The following is a 16,976-nucleotide window of genomic DNA, read 5'->3' on the forward strand; positions in this document are numbered from 1 at the left end:
AAGTACAAAAATATAAAAGAAAAGCCTCCTGTTTCAGGAGGCTTTTCTTTTATAAGTCTTTGCCATGACAGGCTTTGTATTTTTTGCCACTTCCACAAGGACAAGGATCATTTCGCCCTATCTTCGGGCCTACACTGATCGGCTGTTGTTTTGCCGGTGTGGGATCATAATAATCATTTTCTGTTGGTGGCGCATCCACATCTTCTTTGCTGGTACTGAGTTTACTCAAATCTGTTTTCTGCTGACGACCCTCTCTTACTTCTTCTCCATCATTCAAAGGAATACCGGCATGGCTCAGGAACTGTACAATATTTGTATTTACCTCCCCATCCATTTTCTTGAAGATATTATAAGCTTCCATCTTATAAATTACCAGTGGATCTTTCTGCTCGTAAGTGGCCGTCTGTACACTCTGTTTCAGGTCATCCATGGCTCGCAGGTGTTCTTTCCACGCATCGTCAATCAAAGCCAGCGTTACTGTTCTCTCTAAAGCATTCACCAGTTCCGCACCATTGCTGTTGAGCGTTTTCTCCATATTGGCCAATGCCTGCATACCTTTTCTTCCGTCTGTAAACGGTACGATTACATTTTCAATATGGCTACCCTGCTGCTGACGTATATTTTTGAAAACAGGAATGGCCTGAACCATCATTTCCTGTTTCTTTCTGTCGTAATTGGTAACAGCCTGCAGGTATAGTTTTTCTGCCAGTTGCTGTTCTGTAGCTTTTGCAAACTCTTCAGCGGTAATATTGGTATCAATACCAAAATTTACAATTGCCGCCAGCCTGAATCCATCATGGTCATTCTGTTCTCTGAATGAATTTACGAGGTCTTCTGCCACTGCATAAAAAGCATTATCCAGATCGAGTGCAAGTCTTTCTCCAAACAATGCATGGCTGCGTTTTGTATACACCACCGTACGCTGTTTGTTCATCACATCATCATATTCGAGCAAACGCTTTCGGATACCAAAGTTGTTTTCTTCTACTTTTTTCTGTGCGCGTTCAATTGATTTAGTGATCATGCTGTGCTGTATCACTTCCCCTTCTTTGTAACCTGCAAAGTCCATGATCTTCGCAATACGATCGCTGCCGAACATACGCATCAGATCATCTTCCAGCGATACAAAGAATTGTGATGATCCCGGATCTCCCTGACGACCGGCACGACCGCGCAACTGTCTGTCTACACGACGCGACTCATGTCTTTCCGTACCAAGTATAGCCAGACCACCTGCTTCTTTTACTCCCGGACCGAGTTTGATATCGGTACCACGACCGGCCATATTGGTAGCAATGGTTACGGCTCCTGCCAGACCTGCTTCCGCCACAATCTGAGCCTCACGCGCATGTTGTTTGGCATTCAATACATTATGTGGCACCTGTTTCTGACGCAACATCCTGCTCAACAATTCACTTACTTCTACCGATGTGGTACCTACCAGTACAGGACGTCCGGCATCACGCAGTTTTGCGATTTCATCGATAACAGCACCAAATTTTTCACGCTTGGTTTTGTATACCAGATCCTGTTCGTCTTTTCTGATGGCAGTAACATTCGTTGGAATAGCTACTACATCGAGTTTATAAATATCCCAGAACTCAGATGCTTCCGTTTCTGCAGTACCCGTCATACCCGCCAGCTTATGGTACATCCTGAAATAGTTCTGGAGTGTTACCGTGGCATAGGTTTGTGTTGCTGCTTCAATTTTTACATTTTCTTTCGCTTCAATGGCCTGATGCAGTCCATCAGAATAACGGCGCCCATCAAGAATACGTCCCGTTTGTTCATCTACAATTTTTACTGCGCCATCCATCACCACATACTCTACATCTTTATCGAATAAAGTATAGGCTTTCAACAATTGCTGAACGGTATGAATACGGTCTGCTTTTACCGAGTAATCATTAATCAGGCTTTCCTTGCTATGCAGTTTTTCTTCTGCCGAAACAGACTCATCTTTGTCAACAGCAGCCAGTGATACACTGATATCAGGCAGGATAAAGAAGCTGGTATCTTCTCCTGCTTTGGTAATAAGTTGAATGCCTTTATCAGTGAGTTCTACTGAATTATTTTTCTCATCAATATAGAAGTATAGTTCTTCATCGGCTTTTGGCATTTCGCGTTGCTGATCGGCGAGATAATGATTTTCCGCCTTCTGTAATTTCACACGCATACCAGGCTCACTCAGGAACTTGATTAATGCACTGTTTTTGGGTAAACCACGATGCGCACGAAACAATGCCAGACCTCCGTCTTTCGGATCATCGTTTCCTTCTGCAATTTTTTTCTTGGCTTCATTCAAAAACTGGTTCACCGCTTTTTTCTGCGCTTCTACCAGCCTTTCAATACGTGGTTTTAATTCGAAGAATTGTTGTTCACCTGTGTTATGACCAATTGGACCTGATATAATCAATGGTGTACGGGCATCATCAATCAAAACAGAATCCACCTCATCCACCATTGCAAAATGGTGTTTACGTTGTACCATTTCGGCAGGTGAATGCACCATATTATCTCTCAGGTAGTCGAAACCAAATTCATTATTGGTACCATAAGTAATATCGGCGAGATAAGCATTGCGACGTGCTTCTGTACTCGGTTCATGTTTATCAATACAATCTACCCTCAATCCCAACCATTCAAAAATGGTTCCATTCCATTCACTGTCTCTTCGTGCGAGGTAGTCATTCACTGTTACAATATGAACTCCCTCACCAGCCAGTGCATTCAAGTAAGCTGGCAGGGTTGATACCAGTGTTTTACCTTCACCAGTTGCCATTTCAGCAATCTTGCCTGAGTGTAACACGCTACCACCTATTAACTGTACATCATAGTGTACCATGTTCCAGGTAACAGGTGCACCTGCGGCGGCCCAGGTATTTTTGAAAATACTTTTATCAGCTTCTATACGGATATATTCTTTCTTCACACTTAATTCGCGGTCAAGTGTTGTTGCGGCCGAAACAATTTCAGTATTCTCTTTAAAACGTCTTGCCGTTTCTTTTACCACTGCAAAAGCTTCTGGCTGAATCTGGGCAAGTATTTCCTCAATCTTTTTATCCCTTTCTTTTTTCAACTTATCTACTTCCTGATAAATAACATCCCTGTTATGGATTTCATTTTCGGGTAAGCTTTCTGCTTCCTGTTTTTTGGCCTCTATCTGTTCGTCTATTGAAACAAGATGCGCTTTAATACGTTGTCTGAATTCCTGTGTTTTGTTGCGGAGTTCGTCGTTGGTCAGTTGCTGGTATTGCTCATAAAACTGGCCAATTTTCTGAATGATGGGCATAATCTGCTGCACATCTTTTTCACTTTTACTACTCCCGAATAATTTTGAGATAAATTTCAACATATGACTGAGTCTGGTGTATTAGAAAATTTTAACAGTCAAAAACGGTGCGCAAAAAGTTTTTGAGCCAATTTGGCATTTTTCAACTGAGGCCGCCAAAGGTAAAGAATTTGGGTAGAGTGTGTACTCCGCTCATAAACTGGTTTTTATTTATCAAATACTTAACGGATTGCTATGATTTCAAAGCGTTTATGGATGTCGTTTTTCGGAATAATATCCGCCTTTATGGCACATTCACAAACCAGTGAACAGGATTCCATTGCCCGGGAAAGAATTAAACTGGTGAAAAACAATATGTATGTACTGGGTGCCTGGGCGGGTGCCAATATTATACAGGGTACCATTTCGGCCAGTAATACCAACGGCAGTGAGCATTACCTGCACCAGATGAATGCCTACTGGAACACGGTTAACCTGGCCATTGCCGGGGTGGGTTTATTAGGTATCAGGAAACAATTGAAACAGGAACACAGCCTGAACAGCAATCTCAGGGCCCAACATCAACTGGAAAAGATCCTCTTGCTGAATACCGGTCTCGACCTGGCCTATATAGCTACCGGCTTATACCTAAAAGAACGAGGTACCAGACTAAACAACGACCGCAACAAAGGTTATGGCAATAGTTTATTGCTACAGGGCGGTTTTTTGCTCATTTTCGACCTTATTCAATATGGACAGCACCGTAGAAACACCAAATGGCTCGAAGAGCAACAAGGCAAGCTGGAACTGGGTTTGGGCGGAAATGGGCTGGCCCTCCACTACCGGTTCTGAATAACGTTTACGAACAGTGGGTAAAAAAGCAAAGTTTTGATGGAATTTCAGGCCGTTTCTGCTACTTTTGCAGCCAAATTGAAAAAGGGTACTCAGGATAGTCCTTGTACCTTGTTTCTTGAAAACTTGAAACTTTTACCCCATGGCAGGTCAGTTAAAAGAAGTACGTAACCGGATCAAGAGTGTTCAAAGTACCCAGCAGATTACCAAAGCAATGAAAATGGTAAGTGCGGCCAAGCTGCGCCGTGCGCAGGATGCCATCACCCAAATGAGGCCTTATGCGCAGAAATTGCAGGAAATGCTCAGCAATATCGTTAGCAATACCGAAGGCGATATGAGCATTAAACTGGCCGAAGAAAGAACTGTAGAGAAAGTATTGTTGATTGTTATTACCAGCGACCGTGGTTTATGCGGTGGTTATAATGCCAACCTCATTAAACTGGCCAAATTAACCATTGCTGAAAAATACGCAGACCAGCATAAAAAAGGCAATGTTACCATTTGGAATATTGGTAAAAAAGGATATGAAAGTTTACTGAAAGCAGGTTATAAAGCCGATGCTACTTTTAAAGATATTTTCCTGAACCTCAATTTTGAAAACGTTCAGGCTGCTGCACAAGCTGCCATGAAAGCTTTTGAAAACAAAGAGTTTGACGCAGTTGAAATTGTGTACAGTGAATTTAAAAATGCCGCTACACAACGTTTTACTGCCGAACAATTCCTACCCATTCCAAAAGTGGCGAATACCGGTTCTTCCAAGAAGAAATCGGATTTCATTTTTGAGCCGGCAAAAGAAGAACTGATCGCCGAACTGATGCCTAAAATCCTCAATACCCAGTTATACAAAGCAGTGCTGGATTGCAATGCAAGCGAACACGGTGCACGTATGACTGCTATGGATAAAGCCAGCGAAAACGCAAACGAATTGCTGAAAACACTGAAGATCAGTTATAACCGTGCACGCCAGGCAGCCATCACTACCGAACTTACAGAGATTGTGAGTGGTGCAGCAGCGTTGCAGGGATAGGAGAACCTAATTTGAAAATTTGAAAATGTGGTAATTTGAAAATGATTGTTATGTTTGATTGAACTTAACAATTCAAAACCACTTGAATATTTCATTTTCAAATTTTCAAATTTCCAAATTTTCAAATTAATCATGGAAATAAGCCAGATCATACCCCACATTGAAGTGTTGATTTTTGCAAGTGAAAAACCACTTACTTCTTTGGATATCGTTGAACTCATCAACAATACTTTTGGTTTCCTCGAAGAGCGTGTTACACTAGACCAGGTAGAAGCTGCCATTCAGGGTATCTGCGAGAAATATGATTCTGAGTTTTATCCGTTTGAGGTACGTGAAAGCGGGGGTGGCTGGCAGTTCCTTACCAAAAAAGATTTCCATAAAACCATTGCACAACTTAATGGCGACAAATTCCTGAAACGCCTGAGTAATGCGGCACTTGAAACACTGGCCATTATTGCCTATAAACAACCCATCACCAAAGGTGAAATTGAATCGATTCGTGGTGTGAACAGTGATTATAGTATCCAGAAACTGCTCGAAAAAGAACTTATACTCATCAGTGGCCGAAACGAACAGATGCCTGGTAAACCACTGGTATATGCCACTTCTAAAAACTTCATGGATTATTTTGGCATCAATTCTCCTGAAGACCTGCCAAAGATAAGAGAGGTACTGGCAGAACAGATTGTAGAGGGAACCGTTATTCGACCGGAAGACTTTACCGATCAGCCAGTAGCTGAAGAAACACATAGTGATGAGCCTGTAATAGAAGGCGATACTTCTTTGTTAACCGTAAATGAAGACGGAGAACTCATCATCAAGGGCGACGAAGAATTGAACGATGAAGCCACTCCCGCAGAAGACATTGACACACCTGCTTCGGATGAGGGCCAGGATGAAGAAAAGTCTTCTGATGAAAATCCACAATAAGAAAACGCCTGGTTTTTTATGGATATCGTGAAGACAAGTATCTTCGCGACATGTCATTACAACTATCGAATGAGCAATTAAGAACCATTGCACAGGAATTCGGAACACCTCTTTACCTGTACAATGCAGACCGTATTACCCATCAGTATACAGCTTTACAATCTGCTTTTAAGCACAGCGATAAGGTTCGCTTTTTCTATGCCTGCAAGGCCCTCACCAATATCAGCATCCTCAAGCATATTAAACAGATTGGCTGTAATGTAGACTGCAGCTCCATCAATGAAGCGAAACTGGCTGTGCATGCAGGTTTTACAGCAGAGAATATTCTGTACACGAGCAATGGTATTGCATTTGATGAAATTGAAGAAGCCGTTGCATTGGGTATCAACATTAATATTGATAGTCTCTCCAACCTGGAGAAGTTTGGCAAAAAATACGGTCATGGTTATCCGGTAGGTATCCGCATCAGGCCTAATATTATGGCAGGTGGTAACCTGAAAATTTCAACCGGACATGAGAACAGCAAGTTTGGCATTCCCATCGAGCAACTCGGTGATATTGTACAACTCATGAAGCAATACAATATTCATATCGCTGGTTTGCATAACCATACCGGTAGTGAGATAAAAGATGTGGACGTGTTCATGAAAGTGAGCAGTGTGTTTCTGGAGATGATTCCCTATTTCCCCGAATTACAGTTTCTCGATATGGGCGGCGGATTTAAAGTGCCTTACAAAGAGGGTGATGAAGGAACAGACATTCAATTGCTGGCTAATGAGATCATGGCTTTTGAAAGAAAAATAGCCGATACCTATCAGCGCAATTTCCAGATATGGTTTGAGCCGGGAAAATATATTGTGAGTGAAGCAGGTTACCTGCTTACCAGAGTGAATGTAATAAAACCAACTGCCACTGCAACATTTGTAGGTATTGATACAGGTTTTAACCACCTTATCCGACCCATGTTTTATGAAGCCTACCATCGAATCCGTAATATCAGTAATGAACAGGGGGAGTTGAAAAAATATGCTGTTGTTGGAAATATCTGCGAAACAGACACTTTTGCCTGGGACCGTGCGCTGAATGAAACAAAAGAAGGCGATCTTCTGGTATTTGACAATGCAGGCGCCTATGGTTTTGAAATGGCCAGTAATTTCAACTCACGTTTTCGCCCGGCAGAAGTGATGGTGAAAGATGGAAAAGCAGGTCTTATCCGCAAAAGAGAAGTTTTTGAGGATTTATTAAGGAATCTGGTTGAGCCATTCTAAAACAAAAGAGTAGTTTGCAGTCGCATGATTGAGATCAAAAATATAAAAAAGGTTTTTGGGGATCGCACCATCCTTGATGATATCAGCGCCGTAATGGAAGCCGGTAAATGTAACCTTATCATTGGAACCAGTGGTAGCGGTAAAACAGTACTTACCAAGTGTATGGTTGGACTTTTCCGTCCTGAGCAGGGTGAGATTCATTACGACAACAAAGACATGCTGCTCATGAATAATGATGAGCGCAAATTATTACGACAGCAGATTGGCATGTTGTTTCAGGGTACAGCATTGTTCGATTCGATGACGGTGGAACAGAATGTTTTGTTTCCTCTCGATATGTTTACCAACTGGTCATTAGCAGAAAAAAGAAAAAGAGTCAATGAAGTGCTCGACAGGGTGAACCTCAAAGACGCACATAAACGTTACCCATCTGAAATCAGTGGTGGCATGAAGAAAAGGGTAGGTATTGCAAGGGCTATTGTTCTCAATCCACAATACCTGTTTTGCGATGAACCCAATTCGGGTCTCGATCCGCAGACATCGATGGTCATCGATAAACTTATCAAGGAAATTACAGTCGAATTTAATATCACTACCATTGTGGTTACACATGACATGAACAGTGTGATGGAAATTGGTGATCATATTGTTTACCTCCACCAAGGGAAAAAACAATGGGAAGGAACTAATAAGGATATTATTTTCAGTAAGGATGAATTGCTGAATAAATTCATTTTTGCTTCCGAATTCCTGCAGGATGCCAAAGAAATGCGGATGATGGAACAAAATGGTTTGAATAAAAAGAATCAATAACGGTATTGCTATGAAACAGGTTGTATTGTTTTTTGTTGCTGTGGCTGCTACACTCGGGCTTTTCGCACAGGATGGCGGGTCTGATCTCCCACCTTTTATGAAAACCAAAAAACTACCAGAGTTTAATATACTCCAAACCGACAGCACCTGGTTTACAAAACAACAGCTACCTGCGGCCGATTTTACCATCATCGTTTATTTCAGTCCCGACTGCGGGCATTGCCAGCATGAGGCCAAAGAGATGATAAATAATATGGACAGCCTGAAAAATACTTTTATTCTCTGGGTAAGTTATCGCGACATGCCGGACATTAAAGGTTTTGCCGAAACCTATGGTTTTTTCAACCATAAGAACCTGAAAGTGGGTCGTGACCCCAATTATGCCATTCCCTCCTTTTTCCAGGTAAAATACACCCCTTATGTAGCGGTATATAATAAGAAAGGTGAGTATTTAAAGGCTTTTGAGGGTGGTGTGGAAATGCCGGAGCTGAATCGTTTTTTAGCAACCAATAAGCAGTAGGGAGAAGGCTGTGAGCATTGAGCTACGGGCAATGAGCGATGCATATCAGATAGTTTCTGAATTAAAGTATGCGAATTATGCCCCCGGCAAAAGGACCGTTTCCGTTCAAAAAACTTCATTTTACTCTGACATTCCCTAAAGGGGTCCTTCGGACTTTATTCAATATTGGATATTCATTATTCCATTCCCCCTCGCTCCCTTACCTTTGCACCGAAAAATTCCTCATTCTTAAATAATCATTTTTTATGAAAGTAACCGTAGTAGGTGCCGGAGCCGTTGGAGCTACCTGTGCCGACAATATTGCCCGTGCCGCTTTGGCAGAAGAACTGGTATTGCTTGATATTAAAGAAGGTCTGGCTGAAGGCAAGGCCCAGGATATGATGCAGACCGCTGCACTACTTGGTTTCGATACCCGTATTACCGGTAGTACCAATGATTATTCAAAAACTGCTGGCTCAGATGTGGTTGTTATTACTTCAGGCTTACCCCGTAAACCAGGTATGACCCGTGAAGAACTCATTGGTACCAATGCAGGTATTGTAAAAGGTGTTTGTGAAAATATACTCAAATATTCTCCCAATACTATCATCATCGTGATCAGTAATCCAATGGATACCATGACCTACCTGGCACTCCAGTCAACCGGCTTGCCAAAGAACAGGATCATTGGTATGGGTGGAACACTTGACAGCGCACGTTTCAAATACCAATTAAGCCAGCACTTAGGTTGCAGTCCGGCTGATTTGAATGCAGTAGTAGTTGGTGGACATGGAGATACTACCATGATTCCTTTGATTCGTTATGCTACATGGAACAGTGCACCTGTATCTGATTTCCTTTCAGCGGATCAGCAAAAGCAAATTGTAGCCGATACCATGGTGGGTGGTGCTACTTTAACCAAACTGATCGGAACCTCAGCATGGTATGCACCCGGTGCCGCAGGAGCTGCGCTGGTTGAAAGCATTTTACGTGATGAGAAAAAATTGTTTACCTGTTGCGTAAGCCTCGATGGCGAATACGGACAAAAAGATATTTGTCTGGGTGTTCCGGTTGTGATTGGAAAAAATGGCTGGGAAAAAATTCTTGATTTCAAATTGAATGAAGAAGAGCAGGCTCTCTTTAATAAGAGCGCTGAAGCAGTAAGAAGCATGAATGATGTGTTGAAGACTTTATAATTTTCTGCTGCTCATCTGATTTAAAAACCGTTCATACTCAAAGCCCCGTTGGTAAAAATCCGACGGGGCTTTTTTCATAAAGACGGGCAACCGCTCGTCATGGTTTTGTTACTACTCATCCCTAAACGGTGTTTTACGCTGTAACATTTATAAGTGCTTTGCGTCTGATTGAGCACCTAAAACAAAACAACATGAGACGGATTTTAGTATTGGCAGTGTTGGGATTGACTACGATTTTCAATTCAGCATTCGCGCAAAGCAGCCACAGCATTAAAGGAAAGATTACAGACAATTCAGGCAAGGCCATTCAGTCTGTTACAGTATCACTCTTAAAAGCAACAGACAGCAGTTTGGTTAAAGCAGATGTAACCGATGCTAACGGTGCATTTGAACTGGTAATTGCACCCGCAGGAAAATACCTACTGAATTATACAATGATAGGTTTTGAAAAAACGTATTCCAATGCTTTTGAAGTAAAGAACGGACAGGGTTTTGATGCCGGAACCATCAGCCTGCAAGCAGCTGCCAATAAACTGGCAGATGTTACTGTTACTTCACGTAAACCCATGATCGAGATCAAAGCCGATAAAACGGTTTTTAATGTGGAGAACAGTATTAACGCTACAGGTAGCAATGCGCTCGAACTGTTACAGAAGAGCCCCGGTATTCAGGTTGATAACAATGAGAACATCAGCATGAAAGGAAAAACCGGTGTTCGCATTTATGTAGATGGTAAAATGACCCAACTGGGAAGCCAGGATCTGGCCGCTTACCTGAAAAGCATTAACAGCAATGATGTAGAAGCCATTGAAATGATTAGTAACCCCAGCGCACGTTATGATGCCAGTGGTAATGCAGGTATCATTAATATACGCCTGAAGAAAAACAAGAAATTCGGAACCAATGGTTCAATGAATCTTGGTTTTATCCAGGGCGTTACACCAAAAGGTAATGGTTCGGTGAGTTTGAATTACCGCGATAAAAAAGTAAACCTGTTTAGTAATATCGGCGCCAACCTTGGCAGACAGGAGAATACACTTAACCTATATCGTATTCAACGCGATACCCTGTACGATCAGGTAAGCACCAACTGGAGCCATAACAAAAGTGTAAACGCTAAACTTGGAGCCGATCTGTTCCTGAACAGTAAAAGCACTTTAGGTTTTCTGGTGACCACTAATTTTGGTAACACCGACTGGACCAGTGAAAGTAATACCAATATTACCTATAAACCCACCAATCAGTTCGTGAAAAAACTGGTGGCACTGAATACCATTCCCGGCAGCAGAACCAATATGAACAGCAATATCAACTATCGTTATGTTGATACAACAGGTAAAGAAATCAACTTCGATGCCGACTATGGTTTGTTCCGTGGTACAGGCAGAAGTCACCAGCCTAACTATTATGTAGACCAGAACGGCAATAATTTATCGCAGGTGGTGAACAGAAACTATACTCCAACCAATATTGATATTTATACAGCCAAGGTTGATGTGGATCAACCTAAATGGAAAGGCAAATTGGGTTTTGGTGCCAAATCTTCTTATGTGAAAACCACCAATACTTTTGATTTCTTTAATGATATCAATGGAGCACCTGTAAAAATATTGAGCAGAAGTAACAGTTTTACTTATAAAGAGAATGTAAATGCCGCTTATGTTAACTACCAGCGCCAGTTAAATCCAAAATGGAGCCTGCAAACAGGTTTACGTATGGAGCAAACAAACAGCGAAGGTGTTTTAACAAGAGCAGATGGTGTGGTACAGGCCGATAATACTGTTAAACGTAATTACCTCGATCTGTTTCCGAGTGCAGCATTAACCTGGACAGTGAACCAGAAACATACATTGAACCTTACTTTCAGCAGAAGGATTGATCGTCCTACTTACCAGGACCTGAATCCGTTTGAAAATAAATTAGATGAACTGACTTACGAAAAAGGTAATGCCTTCTTACGTCCACAGTACACCAACACTGTTGAGTTATCGCATACATTCAAATACATGTTGAATACTACAATTGGTTTCAGCCATGTAAAAGATTTTGCTACGCAAACAACGGACACTACCAATAACGCTACTTTCGTTCAGCAGAAAAATCTGGCTACACAGCGTATCCTGAGTTTCAGCATTGGCTCTCCATTGCCTATTGCTAAATGGTGGAATGGTTATGCAAATGTTTGGTACAACTATCAGATGTTTAAAGGAAAGATTGGTGAGAATGAAGTGAAAACAGATATCCCGATGTTTGGTGCTTATATGCAACATTCATTCACACTGGGTGGTGGTTATACTGCCGAGTTAAGCGGATGGTTTAGCGGACCAAGCATTTGGGGTGCTACCTGGAAAACACGTTCATTGGGTGGATTAGATCTTGGTTTTCAAAAACAGGTGCTGAAAAAACAGGGTACTGTTAAACTAAGTGTTACAGATATCTTCTTCACGAACCCATGGACAGCTTCCAGCAATTTTGGTGGATTGTATATCAATGGTAGTGGTAGAAATGAAAGCCGTACCGTTCGTTTAGCTTTCTCATGGCGCTTTGGTAACAGCCAGGTAAAAGCGGCCCGTCAGCGTCAGACAGGTCTGGAAACAGAAGCGAAGAGAATTAAAGGATAAGCAACAGTTGGTTTTTGAATATATAGAAAAAGGCTCCGGAAAATCCGGAGCCTTTTCTTTTAGTATTAATGGAACGCAGATTGCCATTATTGTTATGATCTATCATGATTACTCATAACAATAATGATAATCTGTGTTCAATAACTGGTTTAATGAAAAGGATTATGCGAGTAAATAGTTCCGCTTTGCATAATACAGCTGTAAATACCCTCTTTTATTCGCCTCATTTAAAAAAGAATGGTCTACCAGTGTTTCCACAAAGGGTTGCTTTTCTAAAAAAGGGTGCATCATTTTTTCTATCCTGCTTGCTGTAACACCTATTCGTTTGGCCAGGGTTATAAAATCCTGCTGACAGGGATGGCCGCTACGTTTATATGTTTCGCTTTTTGTATCATCTGCAAACAAACCTTTACTCAATGCAAAATCTGTATCGTCTACATGCAGGTGTGTATTGATTAAATCATATGCCGGACTCAACAGGTAATCACCTTTGGTTGATTCGAGCAGTGAAAAGTTTTTCAGGTGCGCATCTCCATTTGAAAAAAGAAAGTTGAATACTACCAAAGAAAAATATTTTTCTATTTCTACCCGCCATGCCGGAACATTTTGCTGTATCAGGTAACCCAGTTCTTCATAGCTATACTCATACTTGAAGTTGGGTCCTGCATTGTCTCTGGTTTTACCTGCCAGCGTTGCAAAATCTTCCTTACCCCATTTCTCCTGCTGATTGCCTGATATTTGTTTTCCTTCTTTTACATCAAACCGTTTGGTGATATAGGCCGGCGTACCATCTTTAAAAAAAATCATGGCATTTTCTGCTGTATGTATGCCATATACCTGCTTAGCAATCTGCATGGTAAGGTGTTCGTTTGCTGGTACCTGGTCTACCTTTTTCAAATCTCTGGGTATAGGTTTTAGCAGGTAGGTTCCCTGTTCGCCTTCCTGCGTTAAACGCAATAGATTTTTTTCGAGCAGCAGGCTTAACTTTTCCTGTACACCGGATATAGATATACGTTTGCGGTTTTCTATAAACTGTCCAGCCACTTCTTCACTTTGCCCTGGTTGTACATAAGGTAAAAGATGACTTACTTTTTTTCCCCTGAACAGATTGCGCAAACAACCCGGACTATAGGTGCTATAACCTTCAGCCAATGTGCCTGGACAATATTTCAATGTTTTCAAACTCATGTTTTAGGTTGTACAGTTACTGCGCCGATGGTATCGTATTGAGCTGTTGCGAGCAATAAACCAAAATCATCTTCCTCATCAATCCGTAATTGTGTGCTTTGTAATTTTCTGTTGACTCCTTCGCTTAAGAGGTTAAAGAAAAACGGAAATAAAAACGGACTGCTGTGTTCCTGTTGGTTTTTAGGGATGGTGATACTGATGGCTGGTTTGGTGGAATCATTAAAATAATAATCATCGTACCGGAATATATAATGCCGACGGTTTTCTTCGGTGAGTGTTCCTGCCAGTATGCCGTTGCGGTATATGGTTGCTGCTCTCATGTATTACTCAGTTCTTTTTTACTTCTAATTTCAATTCCATACCCAATACTTCGGCCAGTTTGTTTAATACTTCCAGCGATGGATTTCCCTGCCCTCGCTCCAGCTTATACAGGGTATTCACACTAATGCCCGACAGTTCAGCCAGATGATGCTGGGTGATATTCAGTTCCTTTCTTCTGTCTTTTATGGCTTCACCGAGGTGTGTAAATAACATTATAGTGTGATTTATGAGTTAAAAATACACATTTTTGATCATAAACTCAGTAAAAACACATTATAGTGTGATTTTTTGATAGATTCAGCATGCTATCAGGTTAGCTACGCCAAAATCTCATTATAATGTGATTTTTAGATTAAATAGGAAATAAACCTTGTAGTAGTGCTGACTGGTAAATAGAACGCTGATTTTCATGATTGTCATGATGTATCATGACAATCTGTGTTCAATCCTTCACTTTAGTACTTGTGGTAGAAAGGGGATATAAAATTATCAATTGAAAAATTATGGTTTACAGGTATTGATAAGCAGTCTTCGCTATCAAATCTACATCCTGATCCTGCATACATTTAAAATGCGCTCTTGGACAAGTCTTTGTTCCATAATTAGAACAGGGCTGACAGGGCAGTCCTTTTACAATGAAATTATGATAAGCTGGCTGGTTATGTTGTTGCAATTGTTCTACTCCATAATAAGGTTCAACATCCAAGGCAGGTGATGTACCACCCCAGATGGCGAGTACAGGTTTATTCAATGCACAGGCAATGTATTGCATACCTGTATCGTGTGAGATCACGAGCTTAGATTGTCTTATGATATCTGCCGATTCATGTAAACTAAATTTACCACAGGCGTTGTAAATTTTCATGGGATCGGTCTCTGTAATTTTTTCGCCTTCTGTTTTATCTTCTTTCCCTCCTACCAGTACAATGGGATGCTGAATTTTATTACAGAGCTCTCTCAGTTTATAAACAGGCAATTTTTTGGTGTAATAAGAAGCGCCAATTACAATAGCTACAAAACCCGCACTATGCGATAACGGTAAATCTTCTGCACGTACCCGCACATTTGATGGAATAAAATAATCCATTCCCTTCCCATCATTCTGTACACCCAATGGGGCGAGTGCATCAATACAACGCTCTACAACATGTCTGCCTGCCATTTTATTGATATGCAGCCGGGTGAGTAATACTTTTTCTATTACTTCTTTGTTGTAGGAGAGTACCGGGACCTTCAATGTTTTTTTGATACGCCAGGTTCTGAAATTTTTATGCAGGTCGATGATGTAATCAAATCTTTCTTCCTGTAAAGTTTTGATCAGTTGATCGAGGTTGTTATTGAAATAATGAAAGCGATCAATATATGGATTGCCTTCTGTTACCGCTTTCATCGATTGTTTCGTAAGAAAATGAACTTCCGCATTCTCTACCTGCTGTTTAAGACAACGGATGGCTGGTGTGGCTAACACAATATCACCAATGGAAGAAAAACGAATCACCAGAAATTTCATGAATACAATATTAGTCGGAAAGTCCGAAGAAAAGAAGACCGAAAGTCGGAAAGTCCGAAAGTCGGGAAGATGTTGTTGCAAGAACAAACCCTCCGTGTAACGCTGTGCCGTACTTGTGCAACACCGTGGTTAACCACAGAGGTAACGGAGTTAGGCACAGAGTTACACGGAGGATGTACTTATATTCTTTCGGACTTCCGGTCTTCCGACTTTCGGACTTACTCCTCCACGTAATTCAAATCTTTATGGAAAGTTTCTTCGGTGAAGTAGTAAGCAATAAGCGTGACACTCATTACTACAATACCGGTTACGATACCACTATTAATGAGGCTCCAACCCCATGACTTCTGAAACAGATCGAGGAATAACATATTAATCAATGGCAACGCGCCTCGCACCATGTTTGGAATAGTGGTGGCAGCCGTTCCTCTTAAATTGGTACCAAACTGTTCAGCCCCCATCGTTACAAATATGGCCCAGAATCCGGTACTAAAACCCAGCAATGCACAGATGCTGTACATAGACATATCTGAATTATTATAGTTGCTGAAGAAAAGAAGCAACCCAATTATAGTGAGCATATAATAAAGCAACAAGGCTTTTTTCCTGCTTTTAAAATACTGGCTCACCACTCCAACCAGCATATCGCCAATGGCAATGGCTGCATAGGCAAACATGATGGAACGACCAGAGTCGATGGTTGTACTGTCGAACATGGCTTTACCAAAACGATCGCTCTGGTTTACCAGAATTCCGATTACATACCAGGTGGGCAATCCGATTAAAATAGCGAATACATATTTTTTTAAGCGTTTGCCATTATTAAATAACATGAAGAAATTGCCTCTTGCTACTTTCTGTTCTTTTGCCTGATTGAACATGCCGGATTCGGCTACACTTACGCGCAACAAGAGTAACCCGATTCCCAGTATCCCACCAATTTTATAACAGAGTCTCCAGTCATCTGTAAACTGATACGTAAAATAGGCTGCCACTGCACCACTCAATCCAATACCTGCTACCATAGAAGTTCCCAATCCTCTTTTGTTCTTTGGTAACAATTCACTCACCAGGGTAATACCGGCACCGAGTTCACCTGCTAATCCAAGTCCACCAACAAAACGACAGGCTGCATACTGATCAACAGTTTGAACAAAACCTGTTGCGAAATTGGCAATAGAATATAAAATGATGGAGCCAAACAATACACTCAGTCTTCCTTTTTTATCTGCCAAAACACCCCATAAAATTCCTCCCAATAATAAACCCGTCATCTGCCAGTTGATAACACGGGTGCTGTCTACCAGCATCGTAGCGTCGGTTGAACCCACACCCAGCATACTGGGTTTCTTTACAATGGTAAAAAGCAGGAGGTCGTAGATGTCGACAAAATAACCCAATGCTGCAACAATCACAGGCAGAGAAAAGATTCCGTATTTTTTTTCGGTCATGACTAGCAGGTTTGGCGTTTTAGTCCGAA

General features: G+C 41.4%; 14 protein-coding genes. 8 read left to right on the forward strand and 6 right to left on the reverse strand.

Annotated features, from left to right (window positions below):
* Positions 1–49: 49 nt before the first annotated feature.
* Positions 50–3,355 (reverse strand): preprotein translocase subunit SecA, encoded by a 3,306-nt coding sequence (gene secA, locus KXJ59_RS11595; protein ID WP_295204743.1) that lies wholly within the window; start codon positions 3,353–3,355, stop codon positions 50–52.
* Between the two features lie 222 nt (positions 3,356–3,577).
* On the opposite strand from secA, the gene KXJ59_RS11600 reads away from it, so the two are divergent.
* The 8 genes from KXJ59_RS11600 to KXJ59_RS11635 all read left to right on the forward strand — a co-directional run bounded on the left by KXJ59_RS11600 (position 3,578) and on the right by KXJ59_RS11635 (position 12,477).
* Positions 3,578–4,123 (forward strand): hypothetical protein, encoded by a 546-nt coding sequence (locus KXJ59_RS11600; RefSeq protein WP_295204745.1) that lies wholly within the window; start codon positions 3,578–3,580, stop codon positions 4,121–4,123.
* Positions 4,124–4,265: 142 nt separating this feature from the next.
* Positions 4,266–5,150, forward strand: coding sequence for an ATP synthase F1 subunit gamma (gene atpG / locus KXJ59_RS11605; RefSeq protein ID WP_295204747.1), 885 nt, complete (start codon positions 4,266–4,268; stop codon positions 5,148–5,150).
* Between the two features lie 132 nt (positions 5,151–5,282).
* The gene (scpB, locus tag KXJ59_RS11610) at positions 5,283–6,080 is read left to right on the forward strand and encodes an SMC-Scp complex subunit ScpB (protein ID WP_295204749.1); all 798 of its coding nucleotides are present in this window, start codon (positions 5,283–5,285) and stop codon (positions 6,078–6,080) included.
* 50 nt (positions 6,081–6,130) lie between these two features.
* Positions 6,131–7,348 carry a diaminopimelate decarboxylase gene (gene lysA, locus KXJ59_RS11615; RefSeq protein ID WP_295204750.1) on the forward strand — a complete coding sequence of 406 codons (1,218 nt, stop codon included), beginning with the start codon at positions 6,131–6,133 and terminating at the stop codon, positions 7,346–7,348.
* Positions 7,349–7,372: 24 nt separating this feature from the next.
* The gene (locus tag KXJ59_RS11620; RefSeq protein WP_295204752.1) at positions 7,373–8,161 is read left to right on the forward strand and encodes an ATP-binding cassette domain-containing protein; all 789 of its coding nucleotides are present in this window, start codon (positions 7,373–7,375) and stop codon (positions 8,159–8,161) included.
* 10 nt (positions 8,162–8,171) lie between these two features.
* On the forward strand, positions 8,172–8,681 hold the full coding sequence (locus tag KXJ59_RS11625; protein ID WP_295204754.1) for a redoxin domain-containing protein: 510 nt from the start codon (positions 8,172–8,174) through the stop codon (positions 8,679–8,681).
* Positions 8,682–8,926: 245 nt separating this feature from the next.
* On the forward strand, positions 8,927–9,856 hold the full coding sequence (gene mdh / locus KXJ59_RS11630) for a malate dehydrogenase (RefSeq protein ID WP_295204757.1): 930 nt from the start codon (positions 8,927–8,929) through the stop codon (positions 9,854–9,856).
* Positions 9,857–10,047: 191 nt separating this feature from the next.
* On the forward strand, positions 10,048–12,477 hold the full coding sequence (locus tag KXJ59_RS11635; RefSeq protein ID WP_295204759.1) for a TonB-dependent receptor: 2,430 nt from the start codon (positions 10,048–10,050) through the stop codon (positions 12,475–12,477).
* A gap of 162 nt (positions 12,478–12,639) precedes the next feature.
* On the opposite strand, the gene KXJ59_RS11640 is transcribed toward KXJ59_RS11635, so the two are convergent.
* The 5 genes from KXJ59_RS11640 to KXJ59_RS11660 all read right to left on the reverse strand — a co-directional run bounded on the left by KXJ59_RS11640 (position 12,640) and on the right by KXJ59_RS11660 (position 16,947).
* A complete protein-coding gene (locus KXJ59_RS11640; protein ID WP_295204760.1) occupies positions 12,640–13,665 on the reverse strand; it encodes a HipA domain-containing protein in 1,026 nt (341 codons plus the stop codon).
* Positions 13,662–13,985 (reverse strand): HipA N-terminal domain-containing protein, encoded by a 324-nt coding sequence (locus tag KXJ59_RS11645; RefSeq protein WP_295204761.1) that lies wholly within the window; start codon positions 13,983–13,985, stop codon positions 13,662–13,664. The genes KXJ59_RS11640 and KXJ59_RS11645 overlap by 4 nt, the downstream gene beginning before the upstream one ends.
* Before the next feature lie 7 nt (positions 13,986–13,992).
* Positions 13,993–14,199 carry a helix-turn-helix transcriptional regulator gene (locus KXJ59_RS11650; protein WP_295204762.1) on the reverse strand — a complete coding sequence of 69 codons (207 nt, stop codon included), beginning with the start codon at positions 14,197–14,199 and terminating at the stop codon, positions 13,993–13,995.
* 295 nt (positions 14,200–14,494) lie between these two features.
* Positions 14,495–15,496: a glycosyltransferase family 9 protein gene (locus KXJ59_RS11655; protein ID WP_295204764.1), complete on the reverse strand. Its 1,002-nt coding sequence runs from the start codon at positions 15,494–15,496 to the stop codon at positions 14,495–14,497.
* Positions 15,497–15,714: 218 nt separating this feature from the next.
* The gene (locus KXJ59_RS11660) at positions 15,715–16,947 is read right to left on the reverse strand and encodes an MFS transporter (RefSeq protein ID WP_295204766.1); all 1,233 of its coding nucleotides are present in this window, start codon (positions 16,945–16,947) and stop codon (positions 15,715–15,717) included.
* Positions 16,948–16,976: the final 29 nt, after the last annotated feature.

The sequence above is a fragment of the Sediminibacterium sp. genome (assembly GCF_019264485.1).
In the GTDB taxonomy this organism is placed as follows: Bacteria; Bacteroidota; Bacteroidia; order Chitinophagales; family Chitinophagaceae; genus Sediminibacterium.

Coding starts and splice junctions, on each gene's coding strand:
- KXJ59_RS11655 (WP_295204764.1), bottom strand. CDS start 15,496: ATGAAATTTCTGGTGATTCGTTTTTCTTCCATTGGTGATATTGTGTTA.
- KXJ59_RS11645 (WP_295204761.1), bottom strand. CDS start 13,985: ATGAGAGCAGCAACCATATACCGCAACGGCATACTGGCAGGAACACTC.
- KXJ59_RS11660 (WP_295204766.1), bottom strand. CDS start 16,947: ATGACCGAAAAAAAATACGGAATCTTTTCTCTGCCTGTGATTGTTGCA.
- mdh (WP_295204757.1), top strand. CDS start 8,927: ATGAAAGTAACCGTAGTAGGTGCCGGAGCCGTTGGAGCTACCTGTGCC.
- scpB (WP_295204749.1), top strand. CDS start 5,283: ATGGAAATAAGCCAGATCATACCCCACATTGAAGTGTTGATTTTTGCA.
- KXJ59_RS11640 (WP_295204760.1), bottom strand. CDS start 13,665: ATGAGTTTGAAAACATTGAAATATTGTCCAGGCACATTGGCTGAAGGT.
- secA (WP_295204743.1), bottom strand. CDS start 3,355: ATGTTGAAATTTATCTCAAAATTATTCGGGAGTAGTAAAAGTGAAAAA.
- KXJ59_RS11650 (WP_295204762.1), bottom strand. CDS start 14,199: ATGTTATTTACACACCTCGGTGAAGCCATAAAAGACAGAAGAAAGGAA.
- KXJ59_RS11625 (WP_295204754.1), top strand. CDS start 8,172: ATGAAACAGGTTGTATTGTTTTTTGTTGCTGTGGCTGCTACACTCGGG.
- atpG (WP_295204747.1), top strand. CDS start 4,266: ATGGCAGGTCAGTTAAAAGAAGTACGTAACCGGATCAAGAGTGTTCAA.
- KXJ59_RS11600 (WP_295204745.1), top strand. CDS start 3,578: ATGGCACATTCACAAACCAGTGAACAGGATTCCATTGCCCGGGAAAGA.
- KXJ59_RS11620 (WP_295204752.1), top strand. CDS start 7,373: ATGATTGAGATCAAAAATATAAAAAAGGTTTTTGGGGATCGCACCATC.
- KXJ59_RS11635 (WP_295204759.1), top strand. CDS start 10,048: ATGAGACGGATTTTAGTATTGGCAGTGTTGGGATTGACTACGATTTTC.
- lysA (WP_295204750.1), top strand. CDS start 6,131: ATGTCATTACAACTATCGAATGAGCAATTAAGAACCATTGCACAGGAA.